Source organism: Micromonospora sp. NPDC051227, assembly GCF_044455385.1.
GTDB lineage: Bacteria > Actinomycetota > Actinomycetes > Mycobacteriales > Micromonosporaceae > Micromonospora.
The window spans coordinates 1-12,317 of record NZ_JBITET010000008.1; the positions used below are offsets into that span (position 1 = coordinate 1).

13 protein-coding genes are annotated in these 12,317 nt (G+C 71.3%); 2 read left to right on the forward strand and 11 right to left on the reverse strand.

Annotated elements, in window-relative coordinates; all coding sequences use genetic code 11:
• Positions 1-554: 554 nt before the first annotated feature.
• The gene (gene tyrS, locus ACIA47_RS20130) at positions 555-1,847 is read right to left on the reverse strand and encodes a tyrosine--tRNA ligase (RefSeq protein ID WP_203125040.1); all 1,293 of its coding nucleotides are present in this window, start codon (positions 1,845-1,847) and stop codon (positions 555-557) included.
• A 99-nt stretch (positions 1,848-1,946) separates the two neighbouring features.
• Between tyrS and ACIA47_RS20135 the strand changes: the two genes are divergently transcribed.
• Complete coding sequence (locus ACIA47_RS20135) at positions 1,947-2,336, forward strand: PaaI family thioesterase (protein WP_203125019.1); 390 nt, start codon at positions 1,947-1,949, stop codon at positions 2,334-2,336.
• Between the two features lie 22 nt (positions 2,337-2,358).
• Here ACIA47_RS20135 and ACIA47_RS20140 read toward each other — a convergent pair whose 3' ends face one another.
• The 7 genes from ACIA47_RS20140 to ACIA47_RS20170 form a co-directional block, all read right to left on the reverse strand.
• Positions 2,359-3,696, reverse strand: a complete 1,338-nt coding sequence (locus ACIA47_RS20140; RefSeq protein WP_396709781.1) for a hemolysin family protein — start codon at positions 3,694-3,696, stop codon at positions 2,359-2,361.
• Positions 3,697-3,804: 108 nt separating this feature from the next.
• A complete protein-coding gene (gene tnpB, locus ACIA47_RS20145; RefSeq protein ID WP_396709783.1) occupies positions 3,805-5,184 on the reverse strand; it encodes an IS607 family element RNA-guided endonuclease TnpB in 1,380 nt (459 codons plus the stop codon).
• Positions 5,181-5,759, reverse strand: coding sequence for an IS607 family transposase (locus ACIA47_RS20150; RefSeq protein ID WP_396710137.1), 579 nt, complete (start codon positions 5,757-5,759; stop codon positions 5,181-5,183). Before ACIA47_RS20150 ends, tnpB begins: the two co-directional genes overlap by 4 nt.
• A 94-nt stretch (positions 5,760-5,853) precedes the next feature.
• Positions 5,854-6,495, reverse strand: coding sequence for a hypothetical protein (locus tag ACIA47_RS20155; RefSeq protein ID WP_396709785.1), 642 nt, complete (start codon positions 6,493-6,495; stop codon positions 5,854-5,856).
• Between the two features lie 9 nt (positions 6,496-6,504).
• Positions 6,505-7,005, reverse strand: a complete 501-nt coding sequence (locus tag ACIA47_RS20160) for a GNAT family N-acetyltransferase (protein ID WP_203125026.1) — start codon at positions 7,003-7,005, stop codon at positions 6,505-6,507.
• Positions 7,006-7,051: 46 nt separating this feature from the next.
• The gene (locus ACIA47_RS20165; protein ID WP_396709787.1) at positions 7,052-8,527 is read right to left on the reverse strand and encodes a serine hydrolase domain-containing protein; all 1,476 of its coding nucleotides are present in this window, start codon (positions 8,525-8,527) and stop codon (positions 7,052-7,054) included.
• Between the two features lie 49 nt (positions 8,528-8,576).
• Positions 8,577-9,080: an ArsR/SmtB family transcription factor gene (locus ACIA47_RS20170; protein ID WP_396709789.1), complete on the reverse strand. Its 504-nt coding sequence runs from the start codon at positions 9,078-9,080 to the stop codon at positions 8,577-8,579.
• A gap of 128 nt (positions 9,081-9,208) precedes the next feature.
• On the opposite strand from ACIA47_RS20170, the gene ACIA47_RS20175 reads away from it, so the two are divergent.
• Positions 9,209-10,081, forward strand: coding sequence for a universal stress protein (locus tag ACIA47_RS20175; RefSeq protein ID WP_396709791.1), 873 nt, complete (start codon positions 9,209-9,211; stop codon positions 10,079-10,081).
• 21 nt (positions 10,082-10,102) lie between these two features.
• On the opposite strand, the gene ACIA47_RS20180 is transcribed toward ACIA47_RS20175, so the two are convergent.
• From ACIA47_RS20180 to ACIA47_RS20190, 3 genes are all read right to left on the reverse strand, one after another.
• Positions 10,103-10,738 carry an FMN reductase gene (locus tag ACIA47_RS20180; RefSeq protein WP_396709793.1) on the reverse strand — a complete coding sequence of 212 codons (636 nt, stop codon included), beginning with the start codon at positions 10,736-10,738 and terminating at the stop codon, positions 10,103-10,105.
• Positions 10,735-11,877, reverse strand: coding sequence for an LLM class flavin-dependent oxidoreductase (locus ACIA47_RS20185; RefSeq protein WP_091402257.1), 1,143 nt, complete (start codon positions 11,875-11,877; stop codon positions 10,735-10,737). The genes ACIA47_RS20180 and ACIA47_RS20185 overlap by 4 nt, the downstream gene beginning before the upstream one ends.
• Before the next feature lie 162 nt (positions 11,878-12,039).
• A complete protein-coding gene (locus ACIA47_RS20190; protein ID WP_396709795.1) occupies positions 12,040-12,315 on the reverse strand; it encodes a ubiquitin-like small modifier protein 1 in 276 nt (91 codons plus the stop codon).
• Between the last annotated feature and the right edge of the window lie 2 nt (positions 12,316-12,317).

Consider the following 12,317-nt stretch of genomic DNA (forward strand, 5'->3'; position numbering starts at 1 on the left):
ATCATAATTGGCACTGGCTTTACAAGCACCCTGTTGAGTTCTCAAAGAACAACCACACACCGACCAGAAGCCCCACACTCAGTGGAACCCCAACCAGGGCTTTCCCCGCTCCGCGACCAGCGCTATCAGCGCCAGGCACTTTTACTACGTTACCCGCTCGTTTCCGCCGTGTCAAACCGATATTTCGCGGTTCGTCGTGCTTCACCCGAATAATGCGGGCACCATGTCTCGACCGGCTTACGCCGTTCTCGTCACGGATTCGGCAGGCCGGCCGCTGCGGTCTCCCGCAAGCTCGCCCGGTGCCCTGCCGGTCGTTAACCTTACCCGGTCGGTTCCGCCGCACCAAACCCGCCTCGCGGCGAACTCGGGGGCACCACCCGGTGCCGGTCTCGAGGGGTTCAACCCCTCCGACCCGGCGGTCATTCCCGCGCTCCGGCCGCCTCAGGCTTTCGCCTGTTTCGTCCGTTCCGCGCTGGCAGAGAGAAAGTTACGCGTCCGGCGGGATGATCGTCAAATCCGCCGGACGCGTCCCCCGTCACATCGTCGACAGGTGGCTATTCACCCAGCTCAACGCCTGCGAACGAACGCTTCCCCCGGCGCAGCACCAGGTATCGGCCATGCAGCAGGTCGGCCGGCGACACCCCCGCGTCCACCTCGGTCACCCGGTTGTTGTTGACGTAGGCGCCGCCCTCGGCGATCACCCGCCGAGCCTCCTTGAGGCCACTCACCAAACCGGAGTCCCGCAGCAGACCCGCCACATCCGGCAATTCGCCGGTGAGGCGTACGAGGCCCGCCTCGGTCAGCGCCGCGCGCAGGGTCTCCGGCGCCAACTCGTCCAACGATCCCCGGCCGAAGAGCGCCTGACTGGCGGCGATCGCCTGTCGGGTCTCGTCGGCGCCGTGCACCAGGGTGGTCAGCTCCTCGGCGAGCGCCCGCTGCGCCAGACGGGCCGCCGGCCGTTCGGCGGTCGCCTTCGCCAGCTCCTCCAGCTCGTCGCGGGAGCGGAAGCTGAAGTACCGCAGGTAGCGGTCGACCTCCTGGTCCTCGACGTTGAGCCAGAACTGGTAGAACGCGTACGGGCTGGTCATCGTCGGGTCGAGCCAGACCGCGCCGCCCTCGCTCTTGCCGAACTTCGTACCGTCGGCCTTGGTGACCAGGGGCGTGGTGAACGCCTGCACCGGCCCCGCGCCCCGCCGGCGGACGTAGTCGACGCCGCCGGTGATGTTGCCCCACTGGTCGGAACCACCGAACTGGAGCTGACAGCCGTGCCGGCGGTGCAGCTCGTAGAAGTCGTTGGCCTGCAACAGCTGGTAGCTGAACTCGGTGAAGCTGATGCCGGTCTCCAAACGGGCGCGCACCACCTCCCGCGCGAGCATCTTGTTCACCGGGAAGTGTTTGCCCACGTCGCGGAGGAACTCGACGATCGACATCTCGCCGGTCCAGTCCAGGTTGTTGACCAACTGGGCCGCGTTGTCGCCGGTGTACGACACGAAGGGCGCGAGCTGGTCGCGGATCCCCTCCACCCAGCCGGCGATCACCTCGGTCGGGTTGAGCGCCCGCTCGGCGCTCTCCTTCGGGTCACCGATCTGCCCGGTCGCACCGCCGACCAGCAGCAACGGGCGATGGCCGGCGAGTTGCAGCCGGCGGGCCATGAGGACCTGCATGAGGTTGCCGACGTGCAGGCTCGGGGCGGTGGGGTCGAAGCCCACGTAATAGGTGGCGGCACTCCCACCGTCGAGCAGCTCGCGCAGCTCGTCGAGGCCGGTCGAGTCCTGGATCAGGCCACGCCAGAGCAGGTCGTCGGTCAGGGAGGCCCGCCCGGAGGGCTGGAGGCTGCTGTCGGTCACGGTCACCGATTCTCCCCCATCGCCGGCACCGACCCGTACCGGGTTTCGCGCAACCCGCCCCGGCTAGGCTTGCGCCGCGTTGATCGAGGAGGGCTTGCCATGGAGATTCCGGATCTGACGGGCGGTTTCGTCGCCCTGCTCGGCCTCAAGTTCGAGGAGGCGAGCGCCGACCGGGTGGTCATCAGCTGGCAGGTCCGCCCGGAGCTGCACCAGCCGTTCGGCATTCAGCACGGCGGGGTGTACTGCGCCGTCGTGGAGTCCGCGGCCAGCGTGGGCGGCGCCCTCTGGCTGGCCGACCGGGGCACCGTGGTCGGCGTGTCGAACCAGACCGACTTCCTGCGGGCCGTCCGGGACGGCGAGCTGACCGCCGTCGGCACCCCGGTGCACCGGGGCCGCAGCCAGCAGCTCTGGCAGGTGGAGATCACCGACGCCGACGAGCGGCTGGTCGCGCGTGGTCAGGTCCGGCTGCAGAACCTCTCGCCCGCCTGAGCGACGGCATTCGCCGGACGGGTCAACTGCGGGCCTCGTCCAGCATCGGCTCCGTGGGCTGGTCGGTGTCGGCGTCGCCGTCGGCTTCATCGGGTACGCGGCTGAGCCGTACCTCGGTGATTGCCCGGTGGTCGATGCCGGCCACCACCAGCACCCAACCATCCAGCGTGACGTCCTCCCCGGCGACGGTGGGGATGTGCCCGAGCCGGGCCAGCACCAGCCCGGCGACGGTGGTGTAGTCACCGGCCGGACGCGACGGCAGCTCCACGCCGATGTCCGGCAGGTCGTGCACCGGGAAGGTGCCGGGCAGCAGCAGCGCACCGTCAGGGTCGCGCCGCACCGAGCGCACATCCCGGTCGGTCTCGTCGTAGATCTCGCCGACGATCTCCTCAAGGATGTCCTCAAGAGTCACGATGCCGTCGACGGCGCCGCGCTCGTCCACGACGAGCGCGATGTGCTGACGCTCGGCCTTGAACTGGCGCAGCGCGTCCACCACCGGTAGCGAGTCGGGCAGCAGCATCGGCGGTCGTGCGATCTCGTCGACCGGGCGGTCGTCGGGCACACCCACCAGGTCACGCAGGTGGATCACCCCGGCCGTGTCGTCCAGGCCGCCGTGGCGCACGACCGGAGCCCGGGAATGCCCGGTGGCGGCCAGCACGAGCCGCGCGGCCTCCGCGGTGGTCCCGCTGTCGAGCGTGAAGACCTGCAACCGGGGTACGAGGACAGCCCGCAACCGCCGGTCGGCGATCTCCACGGCACCCGCGATGATGGTGCGCTGCTCCTTGGTGAAGCCGTGGTTGCCGGCGACGATGTCGCGCAGCTCGTCCGGACCGATCTCCTCCGGCTCGTGTTTGGGGTTGAGCCCGACCAGGCGGACCACCACGTCGCTGGTGGCGCCGAGCGCCCAGACGGCCGGCCGGGTGAGGCTGGCGAGCAGGTCGAGCGGGCGGGCCACCAGCAGCGCCCACCGCTCGGCGGACTGCATGGCGATCCGCTTGGGCGCCAGCTCGCCGAAGACCAGGGTGACGAAGGTCAGCGCGAGGGTGACCACCACGATCGCCACCGTCTCGGCGGCGCCGCCGAACACGCCGAGCAGCGGCACCAGGGGTTTGGCCAACGAGACCGCCGCGGCGGCGGAGGCCAGGAACCCGGCGAGGGTGATGCCGATCTGGATGGTGGCCAGGAACCGGTTCGGGTCCTTGGCGAGCCGGGCCAGCACCCGCCCAGCCCGGCTGGTGCGCTCCAGCCGCTGGATCTGGCTGTCTCGCAGCGACACCAACGCCATCTCGCTGCCCGCGAAGAGCGCGTTGATCACGACCAGGACTCCGACCAGGGCCAGTTGGCTCCCGTAGCTCTGCACGCCCGGTTCGCTCCCTCGTGGTGGTGGCACCGGCCGCTACGCGCGGCACCCGCCGGTCAGCAAGCCCGCCCGGCCGGGCCGGCGTAGGCGTGTCTTTGCCGTTGCCTCTCAGTGCCCCTTTAGTAGCACACGATCGACAGTCCCGCCTTGCGGTGGGACGGTCCCGGTCTGACCGGCGGATGCCGTGCCGGGTTCACGCTTCAACGCCACCCGCCCGCGAACGCGGGTCTTCCGGTCGGCTCCACGTGCTGCCACCGGGCCACTCCCGGCGGTATTCAACTCGGCCGCGAGTGCGGCCAGGTTGAGTGAGGCGTTGCGGTCGCGATCCATGATCAGACCGCACGCCTCGCACTGGTATTCGCGCTCGGACAGGGCGAGCTTGGTTCTCACCGCGCCGCATCCCGAGCAGGTTTTCGAGGACGGATACCAGCGGTCGGCCACGAGCAACCGGCCGCCGTTCCATCCGGTCTTGTATGCCAACTGGCGGCGGATCTCCGCAAAACCGGCGTCGGCGATGTGCCGGGCGAGCCTGCGGTTGGCGAGCATGCCGGTGACGTTGAGGTCTTCCACCACGACCGTGCCGTACGTCGCGGCGAGACGAGTGGTGAGCTTGTGTAGGCCGTCACGGCGCAGGTTCGCCACCCGGACGTGAACGCGGCCGAGCCGGGCTGCCGCCCGTTCCCAACGCTTCGACGCACGCTGGGCGGTACGCCGGTCCGGGCCGGCCTTACGCGACAGCGAGCGGCCGAGCGTCCGCATCCGCTGCTTCGCGGCAGCCAGGTGGCGCGGGTTGGCGGCCAACTCGCCGGTGGACAGCACCGCGAGGTGCTTGATCCCGAGATCGACGCCGACCACCGACTTCGGTCGGGCCGGGGCACGCTCGGTGCGGTCGATCTCAACGGTGAACGCGACATACCACCGGCCGCCGTCGCGGCGCACTGTCGCCGAGAGGATCCGTGCAGCGCCGTCGTCGATGCGGCGGGCGAGTTTGCGGGCGGACTCGTGTAGCTTCAAGCGGCCCAACCTCGGCAGCACCACATGCTTACGGTCCGGCTCGACTCGGATCGCCCCGGTGGTGAACCGCACAGATGGTGTGGTGCGGCGGCGGGATCTGAATCGGGGAAACCCGACCGGCCGCCCGGTTCGCTTGCCGCTACGGGAGTCGGCCCAGTTCTTCAACCCACGGGCCAAGGCGTCGAGGCCGGTGTTGAAAGCCTCCTTGGACACCTCAGCCCACCACGGCGCCACCTCAGGCTTCGCGGCGTTCCACGCCTTGCGCAGCCCTGCGAGGGACCACGACAGCGACGGTGTCAGCAACTCGTCCGCGATTCCGTAGGAACGCTCGGCCGCGCGTTGGCCCATAACCGCAATGACCTGGGCGAGCGCCCAGTTGTGGGCGACGCGGGCGGCCCCGGCGTGCGCGTACACGTCGCGGTCCTGTGTCGAGGTGAGGTCGAGGGCGTACCGGTACGCCTGGATCGTCTTCACACCGGGCTGCTCTCGGTGGCGGCCTCGACTGCGCGGCGGGCGCGGTTCGCGGCGGCTCGGCTGGCGTACAGGCGGGCGCACAGCGACGTCAGGATCTCCGTGACGTCGCGCACTTGGTCGTCGACCTCCACCGGGTCAACCACCAGGAGACGGCGGCCCTGAGCGGACAGCGCGGCCTCCACGTACTCGGCACCGAAACGGGTGAACCGGTCCCGGTGCTCAACCACGAGCGTCGACACGTTTGGGTCGCGCAGCAGCGCGAGGAACTTCTTCCGGTGCCCGTTCAACACCGATCCGACCTCGGTCACCGCCGGGTCGACCGCAAACCGTTGACCGGTCGCCCACACGGTGACCCGCGCGATTTGCCGGTCCAAGTCCGCCTCCTGGTTAGCCGACGACACGCAGGCGTAAACCACGACCTGCCCGGAGCCGATCGCCGTACCTGTTACCGGCTCGCCAACCATGATCAGCCGCCCGAGCCGGTACGTGGGAACGGGCAACGTCCCAGCCTCGTAGCGACGCCGCGCGGTCGCGTACGAATCACCTGTCGCTGCTGCCCACTCCTTCAAGTTCAGGTCGGCACTCTAGCGGACCCTGAGCGCTATTGACGACCAGCGCACCAGCAGAGGCGATCCCCGTTCGGTGGCGGCCGAACCTGCACCGGCGACGCTACGCCGAATCGGTGGTCGCGGGCACGGGCAGGTCGAGGACGTACGAGTCGCCCTCCGGGCGGAAGCCGAGCCGGTGGTAGTAGGGGGCGATCATCCGGGGTGGGCTGACCACCCGGTGGAAGCCGCGTTCGGTGAACAGGTGGCTGCGCCGGTAGACGAACTCGCCCGGGGTGAAGTCACGGAACCTCGGGGTCACATAGTCCAGGTCGACCTGGGCGACGCCGGGCGCCTCGGCGTGCGACAGCACCACCCCGACCACCTCGTCGGCCGTGACCACGAGGAACGCCGAGCGCCCCGACGCGTCCGGATCCCAGTGGAAGCCGGGGTTGAACCGGGCGATGTCGGCGGCGTGCACCCGCAGCGTGTGCGCGAGGAACTGGTCGCCGACCCCGACCTCCACCACCTGGTACGTCTTCTCGTCGTGCCGGGTGACGAGCATCCCGCGCAGGTACCAGATGTTGATCGCCGCGAGCACGACGTTGAGCCCGACCATGGGCCAGACCCCGATCGCGGCGTTGTAGCCGATCAGCACGGCGCTGCCGACGAGGTTGAGCGCCCGCAGCCGCAGGACGCGCGACTGCAGCAACGACCAGACCAGCACCGCGGAGCCGGCCCAGCCGACGAGATCCAACCAGTTCACCCCGCGAGACTAGTGCCCGCCCAGGTCAGGAGCCTCGGCGGGCAGCTCCAGCAGCCACTCCTCGACCTCTTCGCCGCGGCCGGTGGCGTACCCCGAGTCTTCACCGACCACCACGAACCCGCACTTGCGGAGCACCGCGAGGGAGGCGGCGTTGTCCTTGGCGGCGCGGGCGTGCACCGGTCGGGGCAGCTCGCGCAGCAGGGCAGCCAGGGCCGCCGTGGCGTGACCCCGGCCCCAGCGCGCCGGGTCGATCCAGTAGCTGACCTCGGTCTGGTCGTCGACGGGGAAGGCACTCACGTAGCCGACCACGTCCCCGTCGACCTCGACGGTGCGGACCAGGTTCGCCGGGTTGGTGAGCACCCGGGCCCAGTGTGCGGCGAACTCCCGACGGTCGGACGGGTCCTTGGGGCCGAACGCGGCCATCCGGTTGGCCTCCGGGTCCTGCTGGTGCAGGAAGAACTCGACGAGGTCGTCCTCACGGACCGGGCGCACCAGCAGATCGGAGGTCATCGGCCGAGGGTACGCAACGGGCGTGACACGAAGCGGCGGCGCGGAGTCAGCCGGCGACGGCTACGACCGCCAGCACGGCGGCGCCCAGGGAGCTCGCCACCGACAGGAGTCGACGCCACGGCACCCGCGCGTCGACCATCGGCAGGGCCCGCCACCGGGTCGCCGCCACTGCCACCCCCGCCGCCGACAGGCAGGCGCCGAGCGGCCACAGCCAGGCCGGCACCACCGACCAGTCCCCCAACCGGTGCCCCAACCCCAGATAGGCGAACGCCCAGACCGCCGCCGCCAGCAGCGTCACCTGGTCCAGTTGGCGACGGCGGGCGGTGCCGAGCAGGGAGATGCCCCCGAGGAAGGTGAGGGCCACAGCGAGGCCGGCGCCGATCCACGGCAGCACCATCGACGTCGCCGAGTCGGCCTCCTTCGGTGGCACCCCGAGCAGCCGCAGCCCGATCGGCTCGACGCCCTTGTCGGTGTTGCCGAGCACCACCACCGCCCGGCCGGCCGCCGGTTCGAGGCCGACGTAGGACCGGAACCCGCCGGTAGCGCCGTTGTGCCAGACCACCTCGCGATCGCCGTGCCGGGTGGTGAACCAGCCGTACCCGATGCGGGTGTCGTCGTCCTCGCGGTAGCGGGCGGTGGCGGCGCCGGCACCTGGTGCGGTGCCGGCGAGGACCGCGGCGAGCAGCCGACCGAGGTCCTCCGCCGTGGACCAGGGGCCGGCGCCGGCCGGCGCGTAACCGGCTCCCGCCCACGGATCGAGCGGCCGGCCCCCGGCCCGGCTGCCCTGGGCGCGATCGGCCGGCAGGTCGTCGTCGTGGATGGCGACGATGGTGGCCGTCATGCCGAGCGGCCGTAGCAGCCGGTCGTGCAGCAGCTCGGGGTACGCGACGCCGGCCTTCGCGGCGAGCGCGTGGCCGAGCACGGACGGCCCGAGGTTGGAGTAGTGGACCTCGCCGCGCTCGTCGTCGTCGATGCTGACCCGGTCGGCGGCGCTGCGGACGGCGTCGACGCCCTGCTCGGCGTAGGGGTTTCCGCCGGAGACGTTGGACCAGAGGATGCGCGCCCATCCCAGCGGGGAGCCGGGGGCCAGCCGGGGCAGGCCGGCGCGATGGCTGGCGAGTTCGGCGAGCGTGACGTCGCGGGCGGGGCCGGTGACCTCGGGCCAGGTGCTGCCGAGCCGGTCGTCGGGGCCGACGACACCGGCGGCGACCTGGTCGGCGAGGAGCATGCCGGTGAGCGCCTTGGTGACCGAGCCGATCTCGAACGGGGTGCCCGGCTCCACGGGTCGACCGGCAAGGTCCCGGTCGCCCAGTCCGGCGGTGCGGATCCGGCCGTTCTCGACCAGGGCGACGGCGAGCCCGCGGAGCCCCGACGGGTCGGGCGTGGCCGACCGTGCGGCAGCGGCCAGGTCGCGATCGCCGGTGGCCTGCGCGCCGAGTCGGGGCACCTGGGGCATCAACGCCACCCCGACCAGGCCGGCGATCAGCGCGACGACGAGGACGGTGACGGTCGTCCGGCGCATGGTGGTTCCTCCGTGGGGGTCGTCGGACGGGCGGCCGAGCCGCGTCTGGTCAGCGGCCGGCGGCGGTGAGGATGGCCAGCAGCGGCACCACGCGTTCGGCGGGGACCGCGTACCGGCCTCGGCCGGCGCTGCGCAGCCAACCGGCGGCGGTGATCTGGCGCAGGTGGTGGTGCAGTTGGCCGGTGGTGCCCAACTCCTCGATCTCGGCCAGCTCGCTGGTGCTCTGCCGGCCGCCGAGGATCTCCCGCAGTAGCCGCAGCCGCACCGGGTGGGCCAACGCGGAGAGGGTGCTGGGCAGCTCCGTCCAGTCGGCGGCGAGCAGGTCGTCGACGGTGCGGCCGTACTGCCAGTCGTAGTGCTGGCCGGCGACGCGGACGGTGCCGGTGTAGAGCACCGCGCCCGACCCGTCGGGTGGCAAACGCTGTTTGAGGCCGTCGAGCGCCCAGAAGGTGCCCTCGGGCGCGGGTGGCGTTGGCGGTGCGGCGGCGAGCCGTTCGCTCAACGCGGCAACCTGTGCCTCCAGCGCGGCGAGTCGATCGTCCACGGTGCCCATACGTCGATACTACGAACATACGTAGTTACGTGCAAATGCCGAACCGACCCGCCGCCGAAACCGGCGCGTCCGGCCCTTGCGGCGCGGCCGAGCGGTCGACAATGACCTGACCGACCCAGGGAGCGCAGATGAACCGACCTGTCGTGGTGGGCGTGGACGGATCGCCGTCCAGCCTCGTCGCCGCCGAACACGGGGCGCGGGCCGCCGTGCTCCGGTCCCGACCGCTGCTCCTGGTGCACGGCTACCTGCATCCGTCCGGCTACGGCGTGCCCCTCAACCCGTACGACCTCGGGGTGCCGGCGCCCTCCGAGGAGGCGCAGCAGATGTTGGAGCGCACGGCGGCCGAGCTGACCGACCGGTGGCCCGGCCTCGCCGTCGAGGTGCGTCAGGTCCTCGGAGGCCCGGGTGCCACCATGATCGAGGAGTCCCGCCGGGCGGAGCTCGTCGTGGTGGGCAGCCGTGGCCTGGGCGGGTTCACCGGGCTGCTACTCGGCTCGGTCGGCACACAGGTGACCGCGCACGCGCACTGCCCGGTGCTGGTGGTCCGCCCGGACGAGCAGCCGATCCCGGTGGACGGCCCGGTGCTGGTGGGCGTGGACGGTTCCGAGTCGTCCCGACTCGCCGTGGGTCTGGGCGCCGACGAGGCGGCGCTACGGGACGTGCCGCTGGTGCTGGTGCACGTCGGTCCTTCGGACGGGGACCGGGCGGTGCCGGAGGAGATCGAGGAGTCGCAGGCCGCGTACCAGGCCGAGGCGGTGCGACTCCTGGCCGACGCCTCCGCCGTGGTGCGCACCGAACACCCCGACCTGGTGGTGCGCGAGCATCCGGTCCGGGCGGCCGGCGCGGCCGAGGGGCTCATCGAGGCCAGCGGCGCGGCGTCGCTGCTGGTCGTGGGCACCCGGGGCCGGGCCGGGTTCGCCGGTCTGCTGCTCGGGTCGGTCAGTCAGGCGGCGATCCAGCACGCGCACTGCCCGGTGCTGGTCGCCCACCCGGTCAGCTGACCGGCACTGGTCGCCACCCGGTCAGCTGGCCGGCGCGTCGTCACCTCGGCCGAGCATCTGCAGGAAGTCGGTGGTGAGGGCGAACGGGTCGGCCGGCCCGGTGGCCGGTGGCCGGCGCTCGATCTGGTCGGCCAACTCCCCCGCGGCGCGCCGGATCCGAGCGCGCAACGCACCATCGGCGGTGCCGTCGGACCAGTCCTCCGGGGCGGCGAAGACCGCGGTCGGGACGACCACCGCCCGAAGGTAGGCGAACATCGGGCGGACGGCGTGCTCCAGTGCCAACGAGTGCCGGGCGGTGCCGCCGGTCGCGCCGATCAGCACCGGCCGGTCGACCAGCGACTCGGAATCCAACACGTCGAAGAAGGACTTGAACAGCCCGTTGTACGAGGCGCTGAAGATCGGGGTGACGGCGATGAGCCCGTCCGCCCCGGTCACCGTGTCGATGACCTCGCGCAGCGCCGCCGGCGCGAACCCGGTGAGCATGTTGTTCACCACGTCGTGGGCGTACTCGCGCAGGTCGACGACGTGCAGCTCCACCTCGGAGCCGCGCCGGACCAGCTCGTCGCGGGTCGCCGCGGCGAGCTGGTCGGCGAGCAGCCGGGTCGACGAGGGCTGACTCAGCCCCGCCGAGACCACGGCCAGGGTGCGGCGGGTCATCGGGTCGCCCCCTCCGGCGCCTTGCCCGTCACGTCGTCGACAGCGTGCACGGTGCTGTCCTTGGCACCGCCTGCGGCGGCGACCAGCGAGGCGTGCGTCGGCGCCGCCGGCACGTGCGCCGGACGCAGCGCGGCGAACTCCTTGCGCAGCACCGGCACGACCTCCTCGCCGAGCAGGTCGAGCTGCTCCAGCACGGTCTTCAGCGGCAACCCGGCGTGGTCCATCAGGAACAGCTGCCGCTGGTAGTCACCGACGTACTCCCGGAAGCCGAGCGTACGGTCGATGACCTGCTGCGGGCTGCCCACGGTCAGTGGGGTTTCCCGGGTGAACTCCTCCAGCGACGGCCCGTGCCCGTAGACCGGGGCGTTGTCGAAGTACGGCCGGAACTCCCGGACCGCGTCCTGCGAGTTGCGGCGCATGAACACCTGCCCACCGAGGCCGACGATGGCCTGGTCGGCGGAGCCGTGGCCGTAGTGCGCGTACCGCTGGCGGTAGAGCGCGATCATCCGCTGGGTGTGCTCCTTGGGCCAGAAGATGTGGTTGGCGAAGAAGCCGTCGCCGTAGTACGCGGCCTGCTCGGCGATCTCGGGGCTGCGGATCGAGCCGTGCCAGACGAACGGCGGCACGCCGTCGAGCGGGCGCGGCGTGGAGGTGAACGACTGCAACGGGGTGCGGTACTTGCCCTTCCAGTCGACCACGTCCTCGCGCCACAGCCGGTGCAGCAGGTCGTAGTTCTCGATGGCCAGGGGGATGCCGGCGCGGATGTCCTTGCCGAACCACGGGTAGACCGGGCCGGTGTTGCCGCGACCCATCATGAGGTCCACCCGGCCGTCGGACAGGTGCTGGAGCATCGCGTAGTCCTCGGCGATCTTCACCGGGTCGTTGGTGGTGATCAGCGTGGTGGCGGTGGACAGCAGCAGCCGCTCGGTGCGCGCCGCGATGTAGCCGAGCATGGTGGTCGGTGACGACGGCACGAACGGCGGGTTGTGGTGCTCGCCGGTGGCGAAGACGTCCAGACCGACCTCCTCGGCCTTCAACGCGATCGCGACCATCGCCTTGATCCGCTCATGCTCGGTCGGCTCCCGACCGGTGGTCGGATCGACCGTGACGTCACCGACGGTGAAGATTCCGAACTGCATGACCAGCTCCTCGCGTGTCAACCGGATGCCGTCGTGGTACCCGGACGCAGCTCACAACTTATTTGACGACGCAACTATTCCGTCGGCGGGACGCCCCGCAGTGGCGGCGGTCACCTTCCACAACCGGACATCAGGTCATGAACTCACTCGGTGTCGGCCCGCTCAGCCGCCCGCCACCGAGGGCAGCACCTGCACCTCCGCGCCGTCCTCGACCGAGGTGGCCAGACCGCCGGAGTGCCGGCAGTCTTCCCCGTCGACGAAGACGTTGACGTAGCGGCGCAGCTCGCCACGCTCGTCGCGGATGCGCCGGGCCAGCCGGGGGTGCGCGACGGCCATCTCGTCGAGGACGGCCCGCAGCGTCCCGGCGGCGGTGACGTTCAGCCGACTCGCGCCCCCGGCCTCGCCGCGCAGCGGGCCGGGCAGCAGCACGGTGACCACGC